This window comes from Prescottella sp. GW823-FHT02E09 (assembly GCF_058797375.1).
The window spans coordinates 139,617-165,276 of record NZ_JBXAJP010000003.1; the positions used below are offsets into that span (position 1 = coordinate 139,617).

Below are 25,660 nucleotides of genomic sequence, written 5' to 3' on the forward strand. Positions count from 1 at the left end.
TGGCCTCCCTTACCAGACGTAGGCGAGGACTTCCCCGCCCACTCCCTGATTGGCCGCCTGACGATCGGTGAGCAGACCGGAAGACGTGGAGATGATCGCCACGCCGAGGCCGCCCAGGACCTTGGGCAGGTTGGTGGACTTCGCGTACACGCGCAGACCGGGCTTGGAAACACGGCGGACGCCGGCGAGGCTGCGCTCGCGGCTCGGGCCGTACTTGAGGTCGACGATCAGCGTCTTGCCGACCTCGGCATCCTCGGTGCGGTAGTCCGCGATGTAGCCCTCACGCTTGAGGATCTCGGCGATGTTCGCCTTGATCTTCGAGTGCGGCAGCTTCACCTCGTCGTGGTACGCCGAGTTGGCATTACGCAGACGCGTCAAGAAGTCTGCGATCGGATCAGTCATGGTCATGAGTTGACCTGTGCACCTTTCTCGTTGGGGTTCCCATGCAACACCGGTCCCGGTCCCGCTCCCCCGACGAATCGGAGGAACGGGACCGGCCCGGTCGTGGGCCTACAACGAAGTGGTTCTTACCTTCACCGTCCCGCGGGTGCGGAACGGAAGTCTGTGTAGCCCGGAGTGGGTTACCAGGAGCTCTTGTGAACGCCCGGCAGCTCGCCGGCGTGTGCCATCTCGCGAACGCAGATACGGCACAGGCCGAACTTGCGGAACACCGAGTGCGGACGACCACACTTCTGGCAGCGGGTGTACGCGCGCACCGCGAACTTCGGCTTCTTGTTGGCCTTGTTGACCAGTGCCTTCTTAGCCATGGGCTCAGTTCTCCTTGAACGGGAAGCCGAGGTGCTTGAGCAGCGCACGGCCTTCTTCGTTGTTGGTGGCGGTGGTCACGACGGTGATGTCCATACCGCGCGGACGATCGATCTTGTCCACGTCGATCTCGTGGAACATCGACTGCTCGTTGAGGCCGAACGTGTAGTTGCCGTTGCCGTCGAACTGGGTGCCCGACAGACCGCGGAAGTCCCTGATACGGGGCAGCGCGATCGACACCAGGCGATCCAGGAACTCCCACATGCGGTCGCCACGCAGCGTGACGCGCGCACCGATCGGCATGCCTTCACGCAGCTTGAACTGCGCGATGGACTTGCGGGCCTTGCGGATCTCGGGCTTCTGACCGGTGATCAGAGCGAGATCGGCAACCGCGCCGTTGATCAGCTTCGCGTCACGGGCGGCGTCGCCGACACCCATGTTGACGACGACCTTGACGACGCCGGGGATCTGCATGACGTTCGCGTAGTCGAACTCCGCGTTCAGCGCGTCCTTGATCTCCGCACGGTAGCGGGCCTTCAGGCGCGGCTGGGTCTTGTTCTCGGTGGAGGTCATGTCAGATGTCCTTCCCGTTCTTCCGGGAAATACGAACGCGCTTGCCGGACTCCTCATCGGTGCGGTAGCCCACGCGAGTGGGGTTACCGTCCGAGTCGACGACCGCGACGTTGGAAACGTGGATCGGGGCTTCCTGCGTCACGATGCCGCCCGAGGAGGCGCCGCGCTCGTTCGCGGAGACCGCGGTGTGCTTCTTGATGCGGTTCACGCCCTCGACCAGGACCTTGTTGGTCGCGGGGAAAGCCTGGATGACCTTGCCCTTCGCGCCCTTGTCCTTGCCGGAGATGACCAGCACGGTGTCACCCTTGTGCACCTTCATCACAGCACCTCCGGGGCGAGCGAGACGATCTTCATGAACTTCTTCTCGCGCAGCTCACGGCCGACAGGGCCGAAGATGCGAGTACCGCGAGGATCGTTGTCCGCCTTGATGATGACGGCAGCGTTCTCGTCGAACTTGATGTACGAGCCGTCCGGACGACGACGCTCCTTGGCGGTGCGGACGATGACGGCCTTGACGACCTCGCCCTTCTTCACGTTTCCACCCGGGACGGCGTCCTTGACGGTGGCGACGATGATGTCGCCGATCCCGGCGTAGCGACGGGACGAGCCACCGAGAACGCGGATGCAGAGAATCTCCTTGGCACCCGTGTTGTCGGCGACGCGCAGTCGCGACTCCTGCTGAATCACTTACTTCTCCTTGACCTGGCTTGTTTCGACCAGCGTGAACCGCAGCGGTTCGTGCTGATCATGCGCGGCAGATTTCCGACCCGACGCGCGCGGTCTGTACCCACCGATGGTGGGGCCACCGCTGCTCTCGCAGGGCAACCCCACCATCGTACTGGATACACTCTTCGGCTCTTACTTGGCCTTCTCGAGGACCTCGACCAGACGCCAGCGCTTGGTGGCCGACAACGGGCGGGTCTCCATCAGCTGCACGCGGTCGCCGATGCCGGCAACGCTGTTCTCGTCGTGCGCCTTGACCTTCGTGGTCCGACGGATGATCTTGCCGTAGAGCGGGTGCTTCACCCGGTCCTCGAGCTCGACCACGATGGTCTTTTCCATCTTGTCGGAGACCACGTAACCGGTGCGGACCTTGCGGCTGCCGCGCTCTTCGGTGCTGTTGGTGCTCACTGCCTTTTCCTCACTCATGCCGCGTCACCTGCGTCCGGACCAGCGGCCAGGCCGAGCTCACGCTCACGCAGGACGGTGTAGATGCGCGCAATCTCGTGACGGACCGTGCGCAGCCGGCGGTTGTTGTCCAGCTGGCCGGTGGCCATCTGGAAGCGAAGGTTGAACAGCTCTTCCTTCGACTCGCGGAGCTTGGTGACCAATTCTTCCTCGGTCAGCTCGCGGAGCTCTGCAGCAGGGCTGGTGGTTGCCATCAGAACTGCTCCTCCCTCGTCACGATCCGGCACTTGCACGGGAGCTTGTGCATCGCGCGGCGCAGGGCCTCACGAGCGATCTCCTCGTTCGGGTAGCTCATCTCGAACATCACCCGTCCGGGCTTGACGTTCGCGACCCACCACTCCGGCGAACCCTTACCGGAACCCATGCGGGTCTCGGCAGGCTTCTTTGTGAGCGGGCGATCCGGGAAGATGTTGATCCAGATCTTGCCGCCACGCTTGATGTGCCGGGTCATGGCGATACGAGCGGACTCGATCTGCCGGTTGGTGATGTACGCCGGCTCGAGAGCCTGGATGCCGTACTCACCGAAGGCCACCTGGGTTCCACCCTTGGCGGCACCCGAACGGCTCGGATGGTGCTGCTTGCGGTGCTTGACCCGCCGGGGGATCAACATGCGTCAGCCCTCCTTCTGTTCAGTCGAAGCGGGTGCATCGGCGGTGGCGGTCGCAGCGCGACCGGCCTCGGTGCTGGTCGCCGTGGTGCCTGCGGCACCGGAGCGACGCGGACGGCTCGGACGCTCGCGACGCGGGCGATCCGACGGAGCAGCAGCGCCTGCAGCGAGCTCACGCTTGCCACCGACGATGTCGCCCTTGTAGATCCAGACCTTCACGCCGATGCGACCGAAGGTGGTCTTGGCCTCGTAGAGGCCGTAGTCGATGTCCGCGCGCAGCGTGTGCAGCGGAACGCGACCCTCACGGTAGAACTCCGAGCGGCTCATCTCGGCGCCGCCGAGGCGACCCGAGCACTGCACGCGGATGCCCTTGACGTTCGGCTGACGCATGGCCGACTGGATGGCCTTGCGCATGGCGCGACGGAACGCGACACGGTTCGAGAGCTGCTCGGCGACACCCTGTGCCACCAGCTGGGCCTCGGCCTCTGCGTTCTTGACCTCGAGGATGTTCAGCTGGACCTGCTTGCCGGTCAGCTTCTCGAGCTCGGCGCGGATGCGGTCGGCCTCGGCGCCGCGGCGGCCGATGACGATGCCCGGGCGTGCGGTGTGGATGTCCACACGCACACGGTCACGGGTGCGCTCGATCTCGACCTTCGCGATGCCGGCCCGCTCCATGCCCGTGGCGAGGAGCTTACGGATCGCGACGTCTTCCTTGACGTACTCCGCGTACTGCTTGTCTGCGTACCAGCGCGACTTCCAGTCGGTCGTGATGCCGAGACGGAAGCCGTGCGGGTTGATCTTCTGGCCCACTACTGACCACTTCCCTTCCGGCGGTTACGGCCCGAGGCACCGGACACGTTGGCCCGGCTCTCCACGATGACCGTGATGTGGCTCGAACGCTTACGGATCCGGAAGGCCCGGCCCTGTGCGCGCGGCTGGAACCGCTTGAGGGTCGCACCCTCGTCCACGTACGCGGTCGCGACGACCAGCGTGGAGGGATCGAGGTTCAGGTTGTTCTGGGCGTTGGCAGCTGCGCTGGCGATCACCTTGGCGACCGGCTCGCTGGCAGCCTGCGGCGCGAACTTGAGGATCGACAGTGCGTCCTCGACCGAACGTCCGCGGACCAGGTCCACGACACGGCGCGCCTTCATGGGGGTCACGCGCACGTGGCGCGCGACCGCCTTCGCAGTGGGGTTCTGTGTTTCAGTACTCATCGACGCTTGCTCTTCCGGTCGTCCTTGATGTGGCCCTTGAACGTCCTGGTCGGTGCAAACTCTCCGAGCTTGTGGCCAACCATCGAGTCCGAGACGAACACCGGGACGTGCTTGCGTCCGTCGTGGACGGCAAACGTGTGACCGATGAAGTCCGGGATGATCGTGGAACGACGGGACCAGGTCTTGATGACCTGCTTGGTTCCCTTCTCGTTCTGCACGTCCACCTTCGCAAGGAGGTGGTCATCGACGAACGGGCCCTTCTTAAGGCTGCGTGGCATCCTTCACTCCCTCCTTGACTAGCGCTTCTTGCCGGTACGGCGACGACGGACGATGAGCTTGTCGCTCGCCTTGTTCTTGCGGGTGCGGCCCTCGGGCTTGCCCCAGGGGCTGACCGGGTGGCGACCACCGGAGGTCTTACCCTCACCACCACCGTGCGGGTGGTCGACCGGGTTCATGACCACACCACGGACGGTCGGGCGCTTGCCCTTCCAGCGCATGCGGCCGGCCTTGCCCCAGTTGATGTTCGACTGCTCGGCGTTGCCGACCTCGCCGACGGTTGCGCGGCAGCGCACGTCGACGCGACGGATCTCACCGGACGGCATACGCAGCGTGGCGTAGGTGCCTTCCTTGCCCAGCAGCTGGATGCTGGCGCCGGCGGAGCGGGCCATCTTGGCGCCGCCACCCGGACGCAGCTCGACTGCGTGGATGGTGGTACCGGTGGGGATGTTGCGCAGCGGCAGGTTGTTACCCGGCTTGATGTCGGCGCCGGCGCCGGACTCGATCGGGGCACCCTGCACCAGGCCCTTGGGGGCGATGATGTAGCGCTTCTCGCCGTCCGCGTAGTGCAGCAGCGCGATACGAGCGGTGCGGTTGGGGTCGTACTCGATGTGAGCGACCTTGGCCGGCACGCCGTCCTTGTCGTTGCGACGGAAGTCGATCAACCGGTAGGCGCGCTTGTGACCGCCACCCTTGTGACGGGTGGTGATACGACCGTGGGCGTTACGACCACCGCGACCGTGCAGCGGGCGAACCAGCGACTTCTCGGGCGTCGACCGAGTGATCTCGGCGAAGTCCGAGACGCTCGAGCCGCGGCGGCCCGGGGTAGTCGGCTTGTACTTACGGATTGCCATGAGTCTTCTCGTCCTCTATATCTCGTCAAGTCCCGCCCGCTTACGCGACCGGGCCTCCGAAGATCTCGATGGGCTTGCTGTCGGCCGAGAGGGTCACGAGCGCACGCTTGGTGTCCTTGCGCTTGCCGTAACCGAAGCGGGTCCGCTTGCGCTTGCCCTGACGGTTGGCGGTGTTGACGCTCGTCACCGTGACGCCGAAAACCTTCTCGACGGCGATCTTGATCTGCGTCTTGTTCGAGTCCGGGTGCACCAGGAAGGTGTAGGTGCCTTCCTCGATCAGTCCGTAGGACTTCTCGGAGATGACCGGGGCCAGCAAGATGTCGCGGGGGTCGGCGATGGTGGTCACTTGCTCTCCTCCTCGTTCTTGGCCGGGCCCGCGATGAAGGTGTTCAGGGCCTCGAGGCTGAACACGACGTCATCGCTGTTGAGCACGTCGTAGGTGTTGAGCTGGTCGGGTGCGATGGGATGCACGCCTTCCAGGTTCTGCACGCTCTTCCAGGCAGCGATGTCCTCGCGCCCGACGACCAGCAGAAGCTTCTTGCGATCCGAGATCTCACCCAGGAACGACTTCGCCGACTTGGTGGACGGGACCTGCCCGGCGACCAGCTCGGTGATGACGTGGATGCGCTCGTTGCGGGCCCGATCGGAGAGGGCGCCACGGAGAGCAGCAGCCTTCATCTTCTTGGGGGTGCGCTGGCTGTAGTCACGCGGCTGCGGGCCGTGGACGACGCCACCGCCGGCGAACTGCGGCGCACGGGTCGAGCCCTGACGTGCGCGGCCGGTGCCCTTCTGGCGGTACGGCTTCTTGCCACCACCGCGGACCTCGCCGCGGGTCTTGGTGGAGTGCGTGCCCTGACGTGCCGCGGCCAGCTGCGCGACGACGACCTGATGCATCAGAGCGATGTTCGCGGTCGCGTCGAAGATCTCCGAGGGGAGATCGACAGTGCCGTTGGTCTTGCCACCGGCAGCCTTGACGTCCAGGGTCAGCTTGGTTGCGGTCTCGGTCATGCCGACGCACCACCCTTCACTGCGGTCTTGACGATCACGAGGCCGCCCTTGCGGCCGGGGATCGCACCCTTGATCAGCAGCAGACCGTTCTCGGCATCCACCTTGTGGACCGAGAGGTTCTGCGTCGTGATGCGGTCGGAGCCCATGCGGCCCGACATGCGCATGCCCTTGAACACGCGGCCGGGGGTGGCGCAGCCACCGATGGAGCCCGGACGGCGGTGGACAGCCTGAGCACCGTGGGAGGCACCCTGACCGGCGAAGCCGTGACGCTTCATGGTGCCGGCGAAGCCCTTGCCCTTGCTGGTGCCGGTGACGTCGACGTATGCGCCGTCCTCGAAGACCTCGGCCGTGAGCTCCTGGCCGACCTCGTACTCGGAGGCGTCGGCAACGCGGAGTTCGACGATGTGGCGGCGCGGGGTGACGCCGGCCTTGGCGAACTGGCCGGAGACCGGCTTGTTCACCTTGCGCGGGTCGATGGCGCCGAAGGCCAGCTGCACAGCGCTGTAGCCGTCACGCTCTTCGGTCCGGATCTGGGTAACCACGTTCGGTCCGGCCTTGACGACGGTGACCGGGACGACCCGGTTGTTCTCGTCGAAGACCTGGGTCATGCCGAGCTTGGTGCCCAGGATTCCCTTGATCTGATTAGTCATTTGATATCTCCGCTGCGTCTTCCCAAGCTCACTGGATGTTCACGTCGACGCTGGCCGGAAGGTCGATGCGCATGAGCGCGTCGACCGTCTTCGGCGTCGGGTCGAGGATGTCGATCAGCCGCTTGTGAGTACGCATCTCGAAGTGCTCGCGCGAGTCCTTGTACTTGTGCGGCGAGCGGATGACGCAGTACACGTTCTTCTCGGTAGGCAACGGCACCGGGCCGACCACGCGGGCCCCGGTACGGGTCACCGTCTCGACGATCTTGCGCGCTGACGCGTCGATCGCCTCATGGTCATAGGCCTTGAGCCTGATGCGGATCTTCTGTCCCGCCACGCTTAGTGTCCTTTTCTTGCCGCGTTTCGTAGAACCCGAACGAGCCGGGGACTACCTCGTCTGCACAGTCCCCGGACTGAAACACGACACGAACATTGGAATGGCGACCGAGACATACTCGATCCGCTGCCGCTGTTCATCTGTCATGGTTCTCCGGTCCACGCGGTCGGGCGTGTCGCCCTGCCACTCATTCCCGGGCCCCGGAAATCACTTTCCAGGAGCCACGGAAACTCGAACCGGATGCACCCGTAATGGGCGCAAAGCTGGGTACTGCTTCCGTCTTGCATTCGCCGTGACCAGGTCTTTCGACACGATCTTCGACGTTCATCCCGCCCGACTCGAGTCGCGACGGATCCCGTCTCAGTCAAGGCAACCCGATCAGTATGCCGTAGCGGACCCGAGAGTTCAAATCGCACCCCCGGGCAGGTTCGCAGACAAGCCCGAGGTCAGCGGCCGTCGCTCGCTCGAATCACCCATCCGAACCTTACCGACGAGTAAGGTTGCAATCCATGACCACCGCGACCGCCACCTACCGAAGCTGGCAACGACTGCCCGACAATCGATTCGGCCGCGCGCTGTTCTCGATCGGCATGTGCGCCCGTGTCCCCTACTTCGCAACCGTGCTGCCGAGCGTGGAGCAATTGGCGCCCGGACTCTGCGTGATCTCCGCCCCCAAATGGTGGGGGGTCCACAACCACATCAAGACCTTCCACGCGATCGCCGCCTGCAATCTCGCCGAGGCCTCGATGGGCATGCTGGCGGAGGCGACCGTGCCGTCGACGCATCGTTGGATCCCGAAGTCGATGAACGTCCGGTACCTCACGAAGGCACGATCCCGGCTGCGCGCGACCGCGACGCTGCCCGAGCTTCCCGACTTCCTTGCGATCACCGCCGGCACCGAACTCACGATCCCCGTCACGATCACCGACCGGGACGGGACCGAGGTCGTCCGCGCCGACATCACCGTGTGGGTCACTCCGGCCTGAGCGCGCGAGGTCGATCGGCCGGGGATGCCGGACGGTGGCGGTCACCGATATATTCGATCCGATCAGACTGTTGTACGCGTCACAGCAACCGGTTCGGATCGCGAACCCCGGGTGGCTGCAGACGACGGCGGGCGATTCGTCCCGCGAAGGAGTGCTCATGACCCCGTCCGCCGCCCCTCGCCCCAGTTCGACCCGGGCGTTGCGCCGCCGTCCGCAGCTCTCCGACGATGTCGCGGTGCACGTGCGGAACCTGATCATGTCGGGGGGCGTGCGGCCCGGGGACTTCATCCGCCTGGACGAGACCGCCGCCGATCTGGGGGTCAGTGTCACCCCGGTGCGCGAGGCGCTGCTGACGCTGCGTGGCGAGGGTCTCGTGGAGCTGGTCCCCCACCGTGGATACGTCGTTGCTCCGCTCAGTCGCGACGACGTCAACGACCTCTTCTGGCTGCAGGGGCAGATCGCCGAGGAACTGGCGATTCGGGCAACCGCGCTGGTCGACGACGACGCTCTCGCCGAACTCGCCGCGGTGAACGAGCATCTGCGCCGCGCCGTCGACGCAGGTGATGCCGACCGCATCGAGGAGCTCGAGTTCGGCTTCCACCGCATCCTCAATCGTCTCGCGGGGGCACGGAAGTTGTCGTGGTTCCTCCTCAATGCCACGCGCTACACCCCGGTGCACTTCTACTCGTCGGATCTGGACTGGGGCCGCGAGGCGGTGGCGAGTCACACACGCCTGTTGTCTGCCCTCGCCGCGCGCGACCCCGTGGCAGTCGCGGCCGAGACGCGCGCCCACTTCGAGGACGGGGCAAAGCGCCTGGTGCGGCACCTGGAAGCCGTCGGAATCTGGGATTGATCTAACAATCGACCGACTGGGAGATCGACGGATCGGGCGTGGCCGCGCAGCCTTCCGGGCAAACCTCACAGAACGACCGGCGTCACACCGCCGGGTAACATTCTGCGGGAACGGAGGGATTACTCGTCGACGGATGGACGCGTGGACCCGGTGAGCGGTCACCCATCCGAACCCAGGTGAAACAGCGGAGTGTCGATGCCCATATTCCAGGACGCAGCGGTGCTGGTCGACGATGTCCACAAATCCTTCGGTGATGTGAAGGCCTTGCAGGGCGTCAGTTTCCAGGCCGAGCGCGGAACGGTCCTGGGCATTCTCGGACCCAACGGTGCCGGGAAGACCACGACGGTCAAGGTGCTGTCCACTCTCCTCCGGCCCGACAGCGGCCGCGCGATGGTCGCCGGGCACGACGTGGTCAGCCATGCCGCCGACGTCCGACGTTCGATCATGATGACCGGCCAGTACGCCGCCCTCGACGAGACGCTGTCGGGCCGCGAGAACATCGAACTGTTCGGCCGGCTGATGGGTCTCGATCGCGCGTCGGCCCGCCAGCGCGCGCAGGCCCTGCTCACCGAGTTCGACCTCCTCGACGCCGGCAAGCGCGCGGTGCGGCACTACTCGGGCGGTATGCGACGCCGCATCGACATCGCCTGCGGTCTGGTGGTCCGCCCCGAGGTGGTGTTCCTAGACGAGCCGACCACCGGGCTCGATCCGCGCAGCCGACAGGGCGTGTGGGCGCTCGTCAGCGCGCTGAAGGCTCAGGGCATCACGGTGTTGCTGACCACGCAGTACCTCGAGGAGGCCGACCTGCTCAGCGACAACATCATCGTCATCGACCGCGGCACCGTGATCGCAGAAGGCACCGCCGACCAGTTGAAGGCACGGACCGGCGGCAGCTACTGCGAGATCGTCCCGCTCGATCCGCAGAAACTGCCGTGGGCCGTGCACGCGCTGGGCAACCTCGTTCCACTCGAGGTCCGCGCCGAGATCTCCGAGGGCAGCGACCGGGTTGCGATTCCGGCGCCCCACGGGGCCGGCACGCTGTCCGAGGCGCTGCGGCGACTCGACGCCGCGGGAATCGAACTGGCCGACATCGCGTTGCGCCGGCCGTCCCTCGACGACGTCTTCCTGTCGCTGACCGGTCACTCCGCCCCGGAGAACCAGCCATGACACTTTCGGCAAAGAGCACCGCGAAGGGCATATCGGTGTCCGCGGCGTCGAAGCAGGCCGCGGTGAGCGTGCCGGCGAAGAGAATCGGCTCGCACCGCCGTCCGGACCCGAACGGGTTCCGGCAGTGGGTGGCGCTGACCGGCCGCACTCTCAAGACGATGGTGAAGACCGGCGAGCTCGCGGTCGCGATCGTTGCGCCGCTGATCTTCACGATCGGTTTCTATCTGCCGCTGAAGTTCGTCATGAAGCTGCAGGGGATCGACTACGCGCAGTTCCTGATGCCGATCATCGTGTTGCAGGCGATGGCCTTCACCGCGATCTCGGCGTCACAGCTCGCCTCGGTCGAGGCGCTGCACGGTTTGACGACCAGGCTCAAGACGATGCCGGTGTCGGGCCCGGTGCCCTTGCTGTCCCGTATGACCAGTGCGCTGGTCCGGTCGGCGATCGCACTCGGGGCAGCGCTCGCCTACGGCTATGCGATCGGATTCCGGTTCAGTGCGGGATTCGCCTCGGCCGTCCTCTTCTGCGTGATGGCCCTCGCCATCAGTCTCGCGCTGTCACTCGGCGCCGACGCGATCGGCACGCTGTCGAAGTCCCCCGAGGCGACCTCGCAGGCACTCGCGCTTCCGCAGCTGATCCTGGGCATGCTGTCGTGTGGTTTCGTCCCCGAGTCCGGGTTCCCGGAATGGATCCGGCCGTTCGTGCGCAACCAGCCGATCTCCCAGTTCTCCTTCGCCATGCGCGACATGGCCGAGGGCGGGGTGTCCGCGGCGACGTTGTTCCCCGCCGTCGCGTGGTGCATCGGCTTGGCGGCGGTGTTCGCACCGCTCGCCTGGTGGGCAAGCATGAGGCGCCGATGACCGAGCATTCCCGGCCCTCCCGGTCCACGCTGGCCTCGCCCGAACGCAGGCCCGCCGACGGCGGCTTCGACTTCCCGCTCCCCGTGAACACGTGGGGCGAGCAGTCGATGCAGGCGTTGTGGGTGCACAGTTCGATCCAGTGCAAGCGACTGCTGATGCGGTGGGCCCGCGACCCCTCGACGATGATCCAGGCGCTGCTGTATCCGGCGCTGACGCTGATCATGTTCCGGGTCGTCATCGGCAACACCGTAACGGCCGCGACGGGCATGCCCGCCATCTACGGCCAGGTTCCGATGATCATTCTCGTCGGCGCGATGTTCGGCTCGATCGTGAGCGCGGTGGGTCTGCGCGCCGAACGGAAGTCGGGTCTGCTGTCGCGGTTCTGGACCCTGCCGAGCCACCGCGCGGCGGGTCTCGTCGGACGCATGATGGCGGAGGCCGTGCGCGTTCTGGCGACGACCGTCGTCATCCTGGCGGTCGGGTTCGCTCTCGGATTCCGCATGAACCAGGGTGTCCTGCCGAGCATTCTGCTGCTGGTGATCCCGGTGATCTTCGGCATGGGCTTCGCGATGATGGTGACGGCGCTGGCCACGGTCGCCGGCGATGCTCCCTTGGTCGAACTGGTCTCCATCGCGTGCACGCTGCTGATGTTCTTCAACTCGGGATTCGTCCCGGTGATGGCCTATCCGACGTGGCTGCAACCCGTGGTCGCGGCCCAGCCGATGTCGTGCGCCATCGATGCGATGCGCGGCCTCGCGGTCGGCGGCCCGATTCTCGAACCGGTGCTGCAGACATTGGCGTGGTCGTTCGGCATGATTGCGGTGTTCATCTATCCGGCGATCCGCGGCTATCGTCGCGCTGCCGCCACCGGCTGAGCAGGGGAAGGCACCGAACACGCGGCCGCAGTGGCCGCTGAATCGGTTCTGTCCCGGCGCCGCCCGAACGCACCCGACTATTCATCCGGATTCCGGGCTGTTTGCCTCTTTCGTCTGATATCAATTCAGCGAATCATTGCCCCTCCACTGCTTCCAGGAGCTCCAGAATGGCCCTTCGGCAACGCTCGGCGGCGAGAATCCTCGCTGTCACTGCAGCGATCTTCCTCGGCGTGACGGGTGTGCTCCCGGCCGCCGCGGCGGCCGATCCTGCGCCGGGGAGCCTCGCACTACCCACTGCCCCCGCCGCGCGCTCGTTGCCGGCGGCCGACGCCGCACCCGAGGGCGCCAACGACTGGTCGTGCCGACCGAGCACGCAGCACCCCCGGCCGGTCGTCCTGGTGCACGGCACCGGCATGGGCATGCAGCAGAGTTGGCACGCGCTGTCGCCGGCGTTGCGGAACGCGGGCTACTGCGTATACGCGCTGAACTACGGCGCCGCCGCGCAATCGTGGGGTTCCGGCGACATCCGCCGTTCCGCCCGCGAGCTCGCAGCGTTCGTCGACACGGTCCGTGCTCGGACCGGCGCCGCCCAGGTCGACATCGTCGGCCACTCCCAGGGCGGAACGATGACGCGCCAGTACCTGCGCTACGAGGGCGGGGCTGATCAGGCCGATCCGTCTCGCAACAAGGTGCGCAGCCTCGTGATGCTGGGCCCCACGACGCACGGCACCACGTTCAACGGACTGCAGAGCTTCGTCGATGCCTTCACGTCGCTGAGGGTCACCGACGAACCGACCAACGAATGGCTCGCCGGTCTGGGCTTCGGGGTCGCCTCGTACCAGCAGATGGTCGGATCGAAGTTCCTGTCCGACCTCAATGCCGGCCGCGAGACGATGCCCGGTATCGACTACCGGGTCATCGCGTCCCGGAGCGACACGGTCGTCACGCCGCCCGAAGGGTCGTTCCTGGTCCCCGCCCCGGGGTCGTCCGTCCTCAACCAATGGATCCAGGACAGTTGCCCGGCGGCGAACGTCTCGCACGTGGGACTCCTCGACGATCCGCGCTCGATCTTCCTGGTGCAGCGAGCGCTCGACCCGAGCCTGCCCGGGTCGGTCCCCTGCTGACGGATCTCTGTCCACCGCTGACGGTGTGAACGCACAGGTGGCCGGTTCTTCCGGCGGAAGAACCGGCCACCTGTGCGTCCGTTCAGCGACGCAGGTATCGGTCGAGTACCGGTCCGACCACTTCGAGTGCCGCCGGTGACAGCAGCTGCCGGTGTCCAGCCGCGACCGGGACCACATCGACCGATCCGCGGACGGAATCGCGCCAGCCCGCCACGCCGTCGACTTCTCCCATGTCCGCGCTGAAGTAGAGCAGATCTCCGTCGAAGTCACCCGGCCGGTAGCGGTCGAGCAGGGCGAACGAATGCGAGATGCTCTCGAGAATACGATCCCAGCCCTGGCCTGTGATCCGGTCGAACGGTGCCGGCAGTCGGCGCAGAATGGTGTCGACACGCTCGGCATCCAACGCTCGGAGCGCGACGTCTCCGCCGGCGAGTTCGGCCGCGAACTCACCGAGGAGGTCGGCCAACGAGGGGTCCACGTACTCGGCGACGCCCGTCTCCGGATCTGCCACATGGCTGTCGAGCATGGCGAGGGTCTGCACCGTTTCGCCCATGCCACGCAGCTGTACCGCCATGGCGTGGGCGATCGAACCGCCGAGGGACCAACCGGCGAGGTGATAGGGGCCGCTCGGCTGGATCAGTCGGATCCGATCGACGTACAGGGCGGCCCAGTCCTCGATGGTGACGGGCAGCTCGATGTCCTCGGTCAGGGCGGGCGACTGGATGCCGTAGATCGGGCGGTCCTCGCTCAGGTGCCCGGTGAGTCCGGCGAAGCCCCAAGACAGTCCGGTGACCGGGTGGATGCAGAACAGCGGTTCCGCGGTTCCCGAGGTGCGCACCGGCAGCACCACGCCGAGCCCGGCTGCCTCGTCCTCACCCGCGGCGGAGTGTTCGCCGGATCCGATCCGCGCGGCGATGCTCTCCACCGTGGGGTCGACGAACATCCACTGCAGCGGCACCGCGATGCCGACGGCGTCGCGCAGTGCGGACACGACGGTCACCGCGACGAGCGAGTTGCCGCCGAGGTCGAAGAAGTCGTCGTCCAGACCGACCTTGTCGACCCCGAGCGCGTCCGCGAAGGCACCCGCCACCGCAATCTCGAGCGGCGTCACCGGGGCACGGAACTGCCGCGGCTCCACCGTCGGCGCCGGCAGCGCCTTGCGGTCGATCTTGCCGTTCACGTTCAGTGGGAGAGCGTCGAGTTCGACGAACACCGACGGCACCATGTACGACGGCAGGCTCGCCGAAAGGTCCGCTGCAAGTCGGGAGGTGTCGAGGGGGTCGGCGTCTGCCGACACGACGTACGCCACCAGCCGGTCGCCGGACCGGTCGTCGTTCCGCACGGTGACGGCGGCCTCGGCGAGGTCGGTGCGTGACCGCAGCGCCGCCTCGATCTCACCCAGCTCGATGCGAAATCCGCGCACCTTGACCTGGAAGTCGGCACGTCCGACGTAGTCGAGGGTGCCGTCGGCGCGCCACGCGACGACGTCGCCGGTGCGGTACATCCGCTCCCCCGCCGGACTGAACGGGTCGGCGACGAACCGGTCCGCGGTGAGGGCCGGGCGCCCGTGGTAACCCCGGGCCAGCTGGGCGCCGGCCAGGTACAGCTCGCCGGGCACACCGACCGGGACCGGTCGGAGGCGATCGTCGAGCACGAGCAGACGGGTGTTCCATTCGGGGCCGCCGATGGGCACCGCGGATCCGTCGGCGCCCTCGACGCGCTGCGCCGTGACCGACACCGCGGCCTCGGTGGGCCCGTACAGGTTGAACAGCTCTGCGGTTCCCGCGGACGCGAAACGCGCCGCGGTGTCGGCGGGCAACACCTCGCCGATCGCGAGGACCCGGCGCAGCGATTCGGGCAGCCGGTCCCCGGATTCGACGAGCAGCGCCTGCAGCATCGACGGCACGACGTGGAGGGTCGTGACGGACTCGCGGCGCATGAGCGCGTTGAGGTAGCCGGGATCCCGGTGTCCGTCGGCGGCGGCAACGACGAGGCGTCCGCCGGACGTGAGGGCGGACCAGAACTCCCAGACCGACAGGTCGAACGTGGCTGCGGTCTTGAGCAGCGCGGCGTCCGAGGAGTCGAGACCGTACTCGGCACGCTTCCATTCGAGCTGGTTGACGATCGCGGCGTGACTGACGGCGACGCCCTTCGGCCGTCCGGTCGAGCCGGACGTGAAGATCACGTAGGCGGTGTTGTCGGCGCGCAGCGGCGCCCTGCGCTCGTGGCCCGCGACCGGTCCGGATGCGAACCGGCTGTCGTCGAAGGTGTCCAGGTGCAGCACGGACGTGTGCTCGCCGGCCTCGAAACCGTCGCGCGCTGTGGTCAGCACACAGACCGGCTGCGCCGTCTCGAGGATGTAGCGCGTGCGGTCGGCGGGATGATCCGGATCGACCGGTACGTATGCGCCACCGGCCTTCGCGACGGCGTACATGCCGACGAGCAGTTCCACCGACCTCCGCATCGCCAGCGCGACACGCGATTCCGGTCCCACACCCATCTCGATGAGACGGCGGGCCAGGCGGTTCACCCGAGCGTCGAACTCGGCGTAGGAGAGACGTTCGTCCGCCGCCACGATCGCCGGCGCGCCCGGCGCGGAGGCGACCTGTGCGTCGAACAGGTCGACCAGTGTGAGATCGGCGCCGACAGCGTGCTGCGTGGCGTTCCACCGTCCGATCACCTGCTCACGCTCGTCGGTGTCGATCATCTCGAGGTCACCGACTGGTGCCGACGAATTCGTGACGACGGCCCGAAGGATCCGCGCATACATCTGCGCGAACCGCCGGGCCGTGGCCTCGGTGAACAGATCGGTCGCATACGTGATCTGGACGGTGAAGTCCGCCGGGTTCCCGTCCTCGTCGGTGTTGTCGACGATGGTCACGTGCAGGTCGAACTTCGCCAGATCGGAATCGATCTCGAGCGGCGAGATCTCCAGATCGGGCAGCGCGAGCGACCCGATCCGCATGTTCTGGAAGGAGAATCCGACCTGGAACAGCGGATGGCGCGCCGTCGAACGGACCGGGTTGAGGACCTCGACCAGGCGCTCGAACGGAAGGTCGTCGTGACCGTACGCGTCGAGATCCGCGCTGCGCACCCGCGCCAACAGATCCACGAAGGTCTCCGCAGGATCCACCTGGACCCGCAGCGCCAGGGTGTTGACGAACATACCGATCAGATCGTCGAGCGCGGCGTCGCCGCGGCCCGCGATCGGCGTTCCGACCACGATGTCCTGTGACCGCGACAGCCGCGCGAGGAGCACCGCGAGCGCGGCATGCATCACCATGAACGAGCTGGCATTGCGCGCCCGTCCGAGTTCGACGAGGCCGCGGTGGGTGTGCGCGTCGACCTCGGCGCCGACCGTGGCGCCGGCATACGTCTGCTGCGCGGGCCGCGGATGATCGGTCGGCAGATCGAGCTGGTCCGGAATGCCGGCGAGCCGACCGCGCCAGAACTCGATCTGCTGGGAGATCACGGACCCCGGCTCGTCTTCGCTTCCGAGCGAATCATGCTGCCACAGTGCGTAGTCCGCGTACTGGATCTCCAGCGGCGCCCACGCCGGGGCCGACGACGCGGACCGGGCGGTGTAGGCCGTCATCACGTCGCGGATCAGCGGCCCCATCGAGACGCCGTCGGCGGAGATGTGGTGCACCACGACGACGAGCACGTACTCGGACGGGGACAACTCGAACAGCCGGACGCGCAGCGGCACCTCGGCGGTGACGTCGAAACTGGTCGACGCGATCGCGACCACGCGGTCACGCACGTCGGCCGTGGACACCTTCTCGGGACCGAAGTCCCACCCCGACAACGCTTCCTCGACCGGCACCACCACCTGGTAGCCGACGCCCGCGTCCTCGGGGTACCGGGTACGCAGCGATTCGTGCCGGCTCACCACGTCCAGGACCGCAGCACGCAGCGCGTCCACGTTCAGTTCACCGGACAGGCGCACGGCCGTGGGAATGTTGTCGGCGGCCGATTCGGGCTCGAGCCGGTTGAGGAACCACATGCGGCGCTGCGCGTGCGAGAGCGGAATGCGGTCGGGCCGTGGCTGCGGCGCGAGAGCCTTGCGGCCGCCGCCGGACTGCGAACCCAATCGAGCTGCGAGGGTCTCCACCGTCGAGGCCTCGAACAGTTCCCGCACCGGCACTCTGGCCTCGAGAACCGCACCGAGGCGTGACACCAACTGCGTGGCGATCAGCGAGTTGCCGCCGAGGTCGAAGAAGTCGTCGTCGAGTCCGACCGGATGGACGCCGAGGACCTCGGCGAAGGCGTCCGCGACCAGTACCTCCGTGTCGGTCACCGGCGCGCGGAAGGCCTTCGCCTCGAACAACGGCTCCGGCAGTGCTTGCCGGTCCAGCTTGCCGACCGCGGTCAGCGGGACCTCGTCGAGGACGACGATGGACGCCGGGACCATGTACGACGGCAGTAGTGATTCCACGTGCCGCGTCATCGTGTCGGTGCCGACACCGTCGTCGGCGAGGACGTACGACACGAGTGAGGTCTGCCCGGACGGCATCCGATGTCCCACTGTGGTCGCGAACGACACCCCGGGGCAGTCGGTCAGCGCCGAGTCGATCTCACCTAGTTCGATACGGAAGCCTCGCACCTTGACCTGGAAGTCGGAGCGTCCGACGTACTCGATCGACAGGTCGGTGGTGTACCCCGTCGCTCCGCTCGCCGAGACATCCCCCATCGCCCCGCTCGCCGCCGCGGTCCACCGCACGACGTCACCGGTGCGGTACATCCGTTCTCCGGCCTCCCCGAACGGGTTCGCGACGAAGCGGTCCGCGGTGAGCGCGGGGCGACCGTGGTAGCCGCGGGCGAGGGCGCCGCCCGACAGGTAGAGCTCACCCGCGACACCCACCGGGACCGGCCGCAGTCGGGTGTCGAGGATCAGCGCCCCGACCCCGGGAACCGGTCCACCGACCGTGATCGGCTTGCCCGCGAACAGCTCACCGCGGGTCGAGACGATCGTCGTCTCGGTGGGGCCGTAGGCGTTGAAGAACTGCCGCTCGGGCGCCCAGCGTCCCACCAGTTCCGTGGTCGACGCGTCACCGCCGACCGACAGCAGGCGCAGGTCGTCGAGGCCCGCGGGGTCCATCGATCCGAGCACGGCCGGGGTGATGATCGCGACGGTCACGCGGCGCTGTGCCAGCAGCGCGTGCAGTTCCTCGCCGCCGAGGATCGACGGGGGCACGACGACCAGTTCCGCACCGGCCGCGGCGGCCAGCGCCCATTCGAACACCGACGGGTCGAAGCTGGGAGAGCAGATGTGCAGCACGCGGTCGGAGGCGTCGACGTCGTACAACTCGACGGACTGGTCCACCAGTCCCGACAGGCCGCGGTGCGTCACGACGACGCCCTTCGGCTTGCCCGTCGATCCGGAGGTGTAGATCACGTAGGCGGTGTGGTCGAGCCGCAGCGGCCGCGTCCGGTCGGTGTCGCCGACGGGCGCCACCGAGCGTCCGGCATCGGCCGCCGCACGTTCGAGGTCGCCCAGCGACCACCACGAGACGGCGTCCGGCAGATCGTCGATCGTCCCCGTGGACGCGATGCCCAGCGCGGCAGCGGAATCGGTCACCATGTGCTCGATGCGCTCGTCTGGGTACGTCGGGTCCACCGGCACGAAGGCCGCGCCGGTCTTCGCGACCGCCCACACGCACAGCACCATCTCCCACGAACGCGGGAATGACAGCGCGACAACGCTTTCCGGACCGAGCCCGCGCGCGATCAGTTCACGGGCGAGCGCACTCGACCGCTCGTCGAGGTCGCGGTAGCTGAGCGTCGCGTCGCCGCAGCTCAGCGCGGGTGCGGCCGGATTCGTCGCCGCGTGGCGTCCGAGGATCTCGGTCAACGTCTCGAGGCGGGCGACCGCGGGCCCCGCGACACGGGTGAGGGCGCCGAGTTCGGACTCGGACAGCAGGACCGCGTCGCCGACAGCCGCGGAATCGTCCGCGACCACCGATTCGAGCAGACGGACGAACCGGTCACCGAGGTCCCGGATGGTGGCCGCGTCGAACAGGTCGGTGGCATAGGTCATCTCGACCGTCAGGTCGGCGACCGTCACCTGCAGATCGAACTTGGCGAGTGCGATGTCGAAGTCGACTCCCGACACCGTGAGCCCGGGCAGTTCGAGGGACTGCCAGGCCACACCGCTCTGGAACGCCAACGCCACCTGGAACAGCGGGTGTCGGGCCTGCGACCGCTCCGGGTCGAGGATCTCCACCAGTCGCTCGAACGGCAGATCCCCATGCTCGAACGCGGCCAGGTCGGTGGACCGGACCTGTGCGAGGAGGTCGGCGAACGACTGTCCACCGTCGACCTCGGTGCGCAGGACCAGAGTGTTGACGAACATGCCGACGAGGTCGTCCAGGGCGGCCTCACCGCGGCCCGCGACGGGGGTGCCGACCGCGATGTCGGAGGTGCCGCTGAGCCTGGCCAGCAACACCGCGAGCGCTGCGTGGACCACCATGAACGGGGTCGCACCGTGCGCACGGGCCACATTGTCGATACCGGTCTGCAACTCGGTCTCGATCGAGAAGCGATGCGTGGCACCACCGTTGGAGGCCACCGCCGGCCGGGGCCGATCCGACGGCAGATCGAGCTGGTCGGGCAGGCCGGCCAGCGCCGTCTTCCAGTACTCGACCTGCTGCGAGATCACGGCGCCCGGATCGTCCTCGCTGCCGAGGACCTCACGCTGCCACAGCGCGTAGTCGGCGTACTGCACTGCGAGCGGAGCCCAACTCGGCGCCTGCCCCGCCGCGCGCGCCGCGTAGGCCGTCATCACGTCGCGGGTGAGCGGGCCCATCGACACGCCGTCCGATGCGATGTGGTGCAGCACGAGAACCAGCACGTGCTCGGTCGACGACAGGGCGAAGAGTCTGGCACGGACCGGGAGTTCGGTGGTCAGGTCGAAGCCCGCCAGTGCCCACTCCTCGATCCGCGCGACGAGTTCGTCGTCGCTGAGCGGTTCGATCCCGAGGCCGAAGTCCACCTCGTCGGCGGACAGGATCGACTGGTGGCCCACGCCGTTCGTGTCGGGGAACACCGTCCGCAGCGATTCGTGCCGCGCGAGGACGTCATGCACCGCCTCGCACAGGGCCTCGGCGTCCAGGGCGCCGGCGAGTCGGATCGCGACGGGAATGTTGTTCACCGCCGAATCCGGCTCGAAACGGTTGAGGAACCACATGCGCTGCTGCGCCAGGGACAGAGGGATCCGGTCCGGGCGCGGCCCGGCCGTGAGCGGACGGCGTGAACCCGAACCCGTGAGCGTGGCGACGTGCGCGGCTAGCGCATCGACCGTCGGCGCGTCGAACAGCACCCGCACCGGAACCGTCGCATCGAACGCCGCACCCAACCTGGCAACGACCTGGGTCGCGACCAGCGAGTTACCGCCCAGGGCGAAGAAGTCGTCGTCCAGACCCACCCGATCCACACCGAGCACGTCGGCGAACACACCGGCGACGATCTCCTGCGTCGGCGTTGCCGGCGCACGGAACTCGCGGGCCTCGAACACCGGATCGGGCAACGCCTTCCGATCCAACTTGCCCGACGCGTTCAACGGGAACTCATCCAGCACCACGAACGTCTGCGGCACCATGTACGACGCGAGGGACGTTGCCAGCTGCGCCTTGACCGCGGTGGTGTCCAGATCCTGGTCCGCCACCACGTACGCGACCAGCTGATCACTCTTCACCAACACCACGGACTGGGAGATCTGCGGCACTGCCAGCAGCGCGGTCTCGATCTCACCCAGCTCGATCCGCAGACCACGCAACTTCACCTGGAAGTCCGTGCGGCCGATGTACTCCAGCTCGCCGTCGGAAGTCCACGTCACGAGGTCGCCGGTGCGGTACATCCGCTCTCCACTGTCGGACAGTGGATTCGCCACGAACCGGTCCGCCGTCAGATCCGCACGCGAGACATAGCCGCGCGCCAACTGAGCGCCCGCCAGATACAACTCGCCCGGAACACCCGCCGGCACCGGATTGAGCCGCGCGTCCAACACGAACAGTTGCGTGTTCCACACCGGCGCACCGATCGGCACACCCGCCGTGTCCGTGTCGACGACCTCGTGGAACGTCACATCCACCGCAGCCTCGGTCGGACCGTACAAATTGTGCAACGCCGCACCCGAAATCGACCGAAAACGCTCAGCCGTCTGCGCCGGCAACGCCTCACCCGACGCAAACACGTTCCGCAACGTCGTCACGCTCGCCGCGGCAGGTTCGGCCACGAACACCGCCAGCATCGACGGCACGAAATGCGCCACCGTCACACCACGCTCGACCATCACCCCCACCAGATACGCCGGATCCCGATGACCATCCGGCGCCGCGATCTCCAGCCGCGCACCCACCTGCAACGGCCAGAAGAACTCCCACACCGACACATCGAACGTGAACGGCGTCTTCTGCAACACCACATCCGCAGCCGTCAGACCGTACTCCGCCTGCATCCACACCAGACGATTCACAATCGCGCCGTGCCCGACCGCCACACCCTTCGGCCGACCCGTCGACCCCGACGTGAAAATCACATAGGCGATGTTCGAACCACACAGCGGGGCAACACGATCCACATCCGACACCGGAGCATCCGAGAACCCGGACACATCCACCTCGTCGAGAAGCAGGACGGAGACAGACCTCTCCCCCACGACCTCGAAACCGTCCCGCGACGTCGACAACACCAACGCCGGAGCAGCCGTGTCCAGAATGTAGCCATTACGCTCCGCCGGCTGATCCGGATCCACCGGGACGTACGCGCCACCCGCAGCAAGCACCGCATACATGCCCACCAACAGATCCACCGACCGCCGCATACCGAGTCCGACAAGCGAGTCCGGACCCACACCCTCCGCAATCAACAACCGCGCCGTGCGACGCACCCGCGCCGCGAACTCGCCATACGACAGCGACACACCCTCGAACACCACCGCAACGGCATCCGGCGTCCGCGTCACCTGCGCCTCGAACAAATCGACCAACGTCACGTCGTCCACCGGGTGATCGGTGGCGTTCCACTCCCGCACCACCAGTGAACGCTCCGCGGGCACCAGCAGTTCGATGTCGCCGACAGTCGACGACGGCGCGGCGACGACCGCACCCAGTACCCGCTCGAACCGGTTCCCGAAGGCGACCATCGTCGACGCGTCGAACAGATCGGTGGCATACGTCAGCGCCACCGAGTAGCCGGCGTCGGCGGACCCGAGGATCGTCACCTGCAGATCGAACTTGGCTGTCGCCGCATCGAATTCGACCTCGGATACCGTCAGGTCACCGAGCACGAGGTCGGCACTGCCCAGGTTCTGGAAGCTGAGCATCACCTGGAACAGCGGATGGCGATCCTGCGATCGCTCCGGATTCAGCACCTCGACCAACCGCTCGAACGGGACGTCGGCGTGGCCGAAGGCGGCGAGGTCGGTACCGCGCACGCGAGTGAGCAACTGGTCGAACGACTGCGCGCCGTCGACCTCGGCACGCAGGACCAGGGTGTTGACGAACATGCCGATCACGTCGTCGAGCACCTGCTCGCCACGTCCGGCGACCGGCGTGCCGACCGCGATGTCGGTCGTGCCGCTGAGCCGTGCCAGCAGCACCGCCAGCGCCGCGTGCACCACCATGAACGGGGTGGCGCCACGCTGACGGGCCAGTTCGTCGATCGCGGCGGACAGATCCGCGTCGAGTTCGAACCGGTGGGTGGCACCGTGGTTGGACGCCACCGCGGGTCGCGGTCGGTCCGTGGGCAGATCCAACTGGTCGGGCAGCCCGGCCAGCGCCGTCCGCCAGTAGTCGACCTGCTGCGACAGCAGCGATTCCGGATCTTCCTCGGAGCCCAGGACGTCGCGCTGCCACAGCGTGAAGTCGGGGTACTGCACCTCGAGCGGCGCCCAGCCGGGCGGTGTTCCCGCGGACCGTGCCGCATACGCGAGCATGACGTCGCGCGTGAGCGGCCCGATCGAGAAGCCGTCAGCAGCAATGTGATGCACCACGAACACCAGCACGTGCTCGGTCTGCGACACCGCGAACAGGTGCGCTCGCACCGGGATGTCACGGGCCAGATCGAAGCCCGCGCCGACCAGCGCGCCGACTCGGTCGAGGATCGACTCGGCCGACACCGTCTCGACAGGGAGCAGTTCGCCGATCTCGCTCGATGCGCGCACCACCTGGTGCCCGACACCGTCGAAGTCCGGGAACACCGTGCGCAGCGACTCGTGGCGGTCCACGACGTCGGCGACGGCGGTCTGCAGTGCGGGCACGTCGAGGACGCCCGACAGTCGGATCGCCAGCGGAATGTTGTCGACCGTGGAGTCGGGCTCGAAACGGTTCAGGAACCACATCCGCTGCTGCGCCAACGACAGCGGAATCCTCTCGGGCCGGGGGCCGGCCGTCAGCGCCGTACGGGCGTCGCCGCCCGACGCGGCGGCGACCTGGGCGGCCAGCGCCTCCACGGTGGATGCCTCGAACACCGCACGCACCGGGATCTGCGCGCCGGCCGCCGCCGACAGCCGGGACACCACCTGCGTGGCGATCAGCGAGTTGCCGCCGAGCTCGAAGAAGTCGTCGTCCAGCCCCACCTGCGCGACATCGAGAACGTCGGCGAACACCGACGCGACGAGTTCCTCCGTCGGGGTGACCGGCGCCCGAAACTCGCGTGCCTCGAACACCGGCGCCGGCAGCGCCTGGCGGTCCAGCTTGCCGACCGGGGTGAGCGGGATCGTGTCGAGGACCATGACCGTCGAGGGCACCATGTGCCGGGGCAGTGACCGGCCGACGAACTCGAGCAGGGCGGGCACGTCGATCTGCCGGCCCGCGACCGGGCGTACGTAGGACACGAGGACCTTGCTGCCCGTCGTCGCATCGTGTGCCACCGTGGCGGCGAAGTCCACGTCGTCGTGGTCACCGAGCGCGGCGTCGATCTCGCCCAGCTCGATGCGGAATCCGCGGATCTTGACCTGGAAGTCGGAGCGTCCGACGTACTCGATCTGCTGGTTCGTGTTCCAGCGCACCACGTCTCCGGTGCGGTACATCCGGGTCCCGGGCTCGCCGAACGGGCACGCGACGAATCGCTCCGCGGTGAGCGCGAACCGGTCGTGGTAGCCGCGCGCGACGCCCGGGCCGGACACGTAGAGCTCACCCGCGACACCCACCGGGGTGGGGCGCAACCGGTCGTCGAGCACCATGAGCGACATGCCCTGGGTGGCACCGCCGATCGTGATCGGCTCACCGGGGACCAGCGGATCGGAGATCGCCGTCATGATGGTGGTCTCGGTGGGGCCGTAGCCGTTGAAGAACCTGCGGCCGGACGTGGCCCAGCGTGTCACCAGGTCGGGCGGGCACGCCTCGCCGCCGACGACGACGTCGAGGAAGGTGTCGAGCCCCGTCGGATCGACGGAGGCGAGCGCGGCGGGCGTCACGAATCCGTGGGTGACGCGATGTGTCGCGATCAGTTCGGCGAGGTCGTCGCCGCCGTACACCGTGGGCGGCGCGATCACCATAGTCGAACCGGCACCCACCGCGAGGAGCAGCTCGAGCACCGAGGCATCGAAGCTGGGCGATGCGAAGTGCAGTGTCCGAGCCTGCGGCGTGAGCCGGTACCGCTGGACCTGTTCGGCGCAGAAGTCGCCGAGGCCGGCCTGGGTGACCACGACCCCCTTCGGCCGGCCCGTCGAACCCGACGTGTAGATCACGTACGCCGGATCGGTGTCCGTCAACGTCCGGGTGCGGTCTGCGAAGGAGATCGGTTCCGGGGACCGATCGGCGAGCACACGCTCGAAGTCGTCGTCGAGCACCAGCCATTCGACGGAGTCCGGCAGCGCATCGCGGGACTCGGCGGTGGTCAGTCCCACCACGACACCCGAATCGGTGACCATGTGCTCGACCCGGTCGGCCGGGTAGTTCGGATCGACGGGCACGTAGGCGGCACCCGACTTCGCGACACCCCAGACCGCCGACACCGATTCGATGGACCGCGGGACGGCCACGGCCACGGAGTCGCCGGGTCCGATTCCCCGTTCGATCAGGACCCGGGCGAGTCGCGAGGACCACGCGTCGAGGTCCTGGTAGGTGCGGGAGCGGTCGGCACACACGAGCGCCGTGGCCGACGGGTCACGCTCGACGGCTGCGGCCAGCAGCTGTGGGAGCGTCGTCGACCGGGGGCGGCTCCGCCTCGCCGGGCGTTCCCGCCGCTCCGGCCGCGGGCGCCTGGTGCGCTTGCGTTCGTCCCCGTCACTCCCGTGCAGCTCCCGACTCTGCTCGCTCATGCGTTCCGAACACCTCGTGTGTCGATCGCCGACACGCGACGGCTTGGCATCTCACAACGCA

Annotated in this window: 23 protein-coding genes; 6 read left to right on the forward strand and 17 right to left on the reverse strand. The window is 67.5% G+C overall.

Going from position 1 to position 25,660, the window contains the following annotated elements; translation table 11 throughout:
- Positions 1 to 9: 9 nt before the first annotated feature.
- From rpsH to rpsJ, 16 genes are all read right to left on the reverse strand, one after another.
- Positions 10 to 408 (reverse strand): 30S ribosomal protein S8, encoded by a 399-nt coding sequence (gene rpsH, locus AC1RIF_RS08430; RefSeq protein ID WP_031937772.1) that lies wholly within the window; start codon positions 406 to 408, stop codon positions 10 to 12.
- A gap of 173 nt (positions 409 to 581) precedes the next feature.
- Positions 582 to 767, reverse strand: a complete 186-nt coding sequence (locus AC1RIF_RS08435) for a type Z 30S ribosomal protein S14 (RefSeq protein WP_005518383.1) — start codon at positions 765 to 767, stop codon at positions 582 to 584.
- 4 nt (positions 768 to 771) lie between these two features.
- A complete protein-coding gene (gene rplE / locus AC1RIF_RS08440) occupies positions 772 to 1,338 on the reverse strand; it encodes a 50S ribosomal protein L5 (RefSeq protein WP_114718854.1) in 567 nt (188 codons plus the stop codon).
- Between the two features lies 1 nt (position 1,339).
- A complete protein-coding gene (gene rplX / locus AC1RIF_RS08445; protein WP_492600922.1) occupies positions 1,340 to 1,657 on the reverse strand; it encodes a 50S ribosomal protein L24 in 318 nt (105 codons plus the stop codon).
- A complete protein-coding gene (gene rplN / locus AC1RIF_RS08450; RefSeq protein ID WP_114718852.1) occupies positions 1,657 to 2,025 on the reverse strand; it encodes a 50S ribosomal protein L14 in 369 nt (122 codons plus the stop codon). Before rplN ends, rplX begins: the two co-directional genes overlap by 1 nt.
- A gap of 171 nt (positions 2,026 to 2,196) precedes the next feature.
- Complete coding sequence (gene rpsQ, locus AC1RIF_RS08455) at positions 2,197 to 2,487, reverse strand: 30S ribosomal protein S17 (RefSeq protein WP_492600923.1); 291 nt, start codon at positions 2,485 to 2,487, stop codon at positions 2,197 to 2,199.
- A complete protein-coding gene (rpmC, locus tag AC1RIF_RS08460) occupies positions 2,484 to 2,720 on the reverse strand; it encodes a 50S ribosomal protein L29 (protein WP_492600924.1) in 237 nt (78 codons plus the stop codon). The genes rpsQ and rpmC overlap by 4 nt, the downstream gene beginning before the upstream one ends.
- Positions 2,720 to 3,136: a 50S ribosomal protein L16 gene (rplP, locus tag AC1RIF_RS08465; protein WP_031937766.1), complete on the reverse strand. Its 417-nt coding sequence runs from the start codon at positions 3,134 to 3,136 to the stop codon at positions 2,720 to 2,722. Before rplP ends, rpmC begins: the two co-directional genes overlap by 1 nt.
- Before the next feature lie 3 nt (positions 3,137 to 3,139).
- Positions 3,140 to 3,943 carry a 30S ribosomal protein S3 gene (gene rpsC / locus AC1RIF_RS08470; protein WP_114718848.1) on the reverse strand — a complete coding sequence of 268 codons (804 nt, stop codon included), beginning with the start codon at positions 3,941 to 3,943 and terminating at the stop codon, positions 3,140 to 3,142.
- The gene (gene rplV / locus AC1RIF_RS08475; RefSeq protein WP_114718847.1) at positions 3,943 to 4,347 is read right to left on the reverse strand and encodes a 50S ribosomal protein L22; all 405 of its coding nucleotides are present in this window, start codon (positions 4,345 to 4,347) and stop codon (positions 3,943 to 3,945) included. Before rplV ends, rpsC begins: the two co-directional genes overlap by 1 nt.
- Positions 4,344 to 4,625 (reverse strand): 30S ribosomal protein S19, encoded by a 282-nt coding sequence (gene rpsS / locus AC1RIF_RS08480; protein ID WP_005518370.1) that lies wholly within the window; start codon positions 4,623 to 4,625, stop codon positions 4,344 to 4,346. Before rpsS ends, rplV begins: the two co-directional genes overlap by 4 nt.
- An 18-nt stretch (positions 4,626 to 4,643) precedes the next feature.
- Entirely contained in the window at positions 4,644 to 5,477 is an 834-nt protein-coding gene (rplB, locus tag AC1RIF_RS08485; RefSeq protein ID WP_492600925.1) for a 50S ribosomal protein L2, read from the reverse strand.
- A gap of 40 nt (positions 5,478 to 5,517) precedes the next feature.
- Complete coding sequence (gene rplW, locus AC1RIF_RS08490; protein ID WP_005518367.1) at positions 5,518 to 5,823, reverse strand: 50S ribosomal protein L23; 306 nt, start codon at positions 5,821 to 5,823, stop codon at positions 5,518 to 5,520.
- Positions 5,820 to 6,485, reverse strand: a complete 666-nt coding sequence (gene rplD, locus AC1RIF_RS08495) for a 50S ribosomal protein L4 (RefSeq protein ID WP_492600926.1) — start codon at positions 6,483 to 6,485, stop codon at positions 5,820 to 5,822. Before rplD ends, rplW begins: the two co-directional genes overlap by 4 nt.
- Entirely contained in the window at positions 6,482 to 7,135 is a 654-nt protein-coding gene (gene rplC / locus AC1RIF_RS08500) for a 50S ribosomal protein L3 (protein WP_114718844.1), read from the reverse strand. The genes rplD and rplC overlap by 4 nt, the downstream gene beginning before the upstream one ends.
- Before the next feature lie 28 nt (positions 7,136 to 7,163).
- Entirely contained in the window at positions 7,164 to 7,469 is a 306-nt protein-coding gene (gene rpsJ, locus AC1RIF_RS08505) for a 30S ribosomal protein S10 (RefSeq protein ID WP_003938093.1), read from the reverse strand.
- 509 nt (positions 7,470 to 7,978) lie between these two features.
- On the opposite strand from rpsJ, the gene AC1RIF_RS08510 reads away from it, so the two are divergent.
- From AC1RIF_RS08510 to AC1RIF_RS08535, 6 genes are all read left to right on the forward strand, one after another.
- The gene (locus AC1RIF_RS08510; protein ID WP_492600927.1) at positions 7,979 to 8,455 is read left to right on the forward strand and encodes a hotdog fold domain-containing protein; all 477 of its coding nucleotides are present in this window, start codon (positions 7,979 to 7,981) and stop codon (positions 8,453 to 8,455) included.
- 157 nt (positions 8,456 to 8,612) lie between these two features.
- Entirely contained in the window at positions 8,613 to 9,308 is a 696-nt protein-coding gene (locus AC1RIF_RS08515; protein ID WP_492600928.1) for a GntR family transcriptional regulator, read from the forward strand.
- 195 nt (positions 9,309 to 9,503) lie between these two features.
- A complete protein-coding gene (locus AC1RIF_RS08520) occupies positions 9,504 to 10,475 on the forward strand; it encodes an ATP-binding cassette domain-containing protein (RefSeq protein ID WP_492600929.1) in 972 nt (323 codons plus the stop codon).
- Positions 10,472 to 11,335: an ABC transporter permease gene (locus AC1RIF_RS08525; RefSeq protein WP_492600930.1), complete on the forward strand. Its 864-nt coding sequence runs from the start codon at positions 10,472 to 10,474 to the stop codon at positions 11,333 to 11,335. The genes AC1RIF_RS08520 and AC1RIF_RS08525 overlap by 4 nt, the downstream gene beginning before the upstream one ends.
- Positions 11,332 to 12,210, forward strand: coding sequence for an ABC transporter permease (locus AC1RIF_RS08530; RefSeq protein WP_492600931.1), 879 nt, complete (start codon positions 11,332 to 11,334; stop codon positions 12,208 to 12,210). The genes AC1RIF_RS08525 and AC1RIF_RS08530 overlap by 4 nt, the downstream gene beginning before the upstream one ends.
- A gap of 167 nt (positions 12,211 to 12,377) precedes the next feature.
- Positions 12,378 to 13,334: an esterase/lipase family protein gene (locus tag AC1RIF_RS08535; protein ID WP_492600932.1), complete on the forward strand. Its 957-nt coding sequence runs from the start codon at positions 12,378 to 12,380 to the stop codon at positions 13,332 to 13,334.
- Between the two features lie 82 nt (positions 13,335 to 13,416).
- Here AC1RIF_RS08535 and AC1RIF_RS08540 read toward each other — a convergent pair whose 3' ends face one another.
- Positions 13,417 to 25,599 carry a non-ribosomal peptide synthetase gene (locus AC1RIF_RS08540; protein WP_492600933.1) on the reverse strand — a complete coding sequence of 4,061 codons (12,183 nt, stop codon included), beginning with the start codon at positions 25,597 to 25,599 and terminating at the stop codon, positions 13,417 to 13,419.
- Between the last annotated feature and the right edge of the window lie 61 nt (positions 25,600 to 25,660).

What these genes read in the sequence shown, in the direction of transcription:
- rpsH (WP_031937772.1), bottom strand. Translation starts at nt 408, where the DNA reads ATGACCATGACTGATCCGATCGCAGACTTCTTGACGCGTCTGCGTAAT.
- AC1RIF_RS08435 (WP_005518383.1), bottom strand. Translation starts at nt 767, where the DNA reads ATGGCTAAGAAGGCACTGGTCAACAAGGCCAACAAGAAGCCGAAGTTC.
- rplE (WP_114718854.1), bottom strand. Translation starts at nt 1,338, where the DNA reads ATGACCTCCACCGAGAACAAGACCCAGCCGCGCCTGAAGGCCCGCTAC.
- rplX (WP_492600922.1), bottom strand. Translation starts at nt 1,657, where the DNA reads ATGAAGGTGCACAAGGGTGACACCGTGCTGGTCATCTCCGGCAAGGAC.
- rpsQ (WP_492600923.1), bottom strand. Translation starts at nt 2,487, where the DNA reads ATGAGTGAGGAAAAGGCAGTGAGCACCAACAGCACCGAAGAGCGCGGC.
- rpmC (WP_492600924.1), bottom strand. Translation starts at nt 2,720, where the DNA reads ATGGCAACCACCAGCCCTGCTGCAGAGCTCCGCGAGCTGACCGAGGAA.
- rplP (WP_031937766.1), bottom strand. Translation starts at nt 3,136, where the DNA reads ATGTTGATCCCCCGGCGGGTCAAGCACCGCAAGCAGCACCATCCGAGC.
- rplV (WP_114718847.1), bottom strand. Translation starts at nt 4,347, where the DNA reads ATGAGTACTGAAACACAGAACCCCACTGCGAAGGCGGTCGCGCGCCAC.
- rpsS (WP_005518370.1), bottom strand. Translation starts at nt 4,625, where the DNA reads ATGCCACGCAGCCTTAAGAAGGGCCCGTTCGTCGATGACCACCTCCTT.
- rplB (WP_492600925.1), bottom strand. Translation starts at nt 5,477, where the DNA reads ATGGCAATCCGTAAGTACAAGCCGACTACCCCGGGCCGCCGCGGCTCG.
- rplD (WP_492600926.1), bottom strand. Translation starts at nt 6,485, where the DNA reads ATGACCGAGACCGCAACCAAGCTGACCCTGGACGTCAAGGCTGCCGGT.
- rplC (WP_114718844.1), bottom strand. Translation starts at nt 7,135, where the DNA reads ATGACTAATCAGATCAAGGGAATCCTGGGCACCAAGCTCGGCATGACC.
- AC1RIF_RS08510 (WP_492600927.1), top strand. Translation starts at nt 7,979, where the DNA reads ATGACCACCGCGACCGCCACCTACCGAAGCTGGCAACGACTGCCCGAC.
- AC1RIF_RS08515 (WP_492600928.1), top strand. Translation starts at nt 8,613, where the DNA reads ATGACCCCGTCCGCCGCCCCTCGCCCCAGTTCGACCCGGGCGTTGCGC.
- AC1RIF_RS08520 (WP_492600929.1), top strand. Translation starts at nt 9,504, where the DNA reads ATGCCCATATTCCAGGACGCAGCGGTGCTGGTCGACGATGTCCACAAA.
- AC1RIF_RS08525 (WP_492600930.1), top strand. Translation starts at nt 10,472, where the DNA reads ATGACACTTTCGGCAAAGAGCACCGCGAAGGGCATATCGGTGTCCGCG.
- AC1RIF_RS08530 (WP_492600931.1), top strand. Translation starts at nt 11,332, where the DNA reads ATGACCGAGCATTCCCGGCCCTCCCGGTCCACGCTGGCCTCGCCCGAA.
- AC1RIF_RS08535 (WP_492600932.1), top strand. Translation starts at nt 12,378, where the DNA reads ATGGCCCTTCGGCAACGCTCGGCGGCGAGAATCCTCGCTGTCACTGCA.
- AC1RIF_RS08540 (WP_492600933.1), bottom strand. Translation starts at nt 25,599, where the DNA reads ATGAGCGAGCAGAGTCGGGAGCTGCACGGGAGTGACGGGGACGAACGC.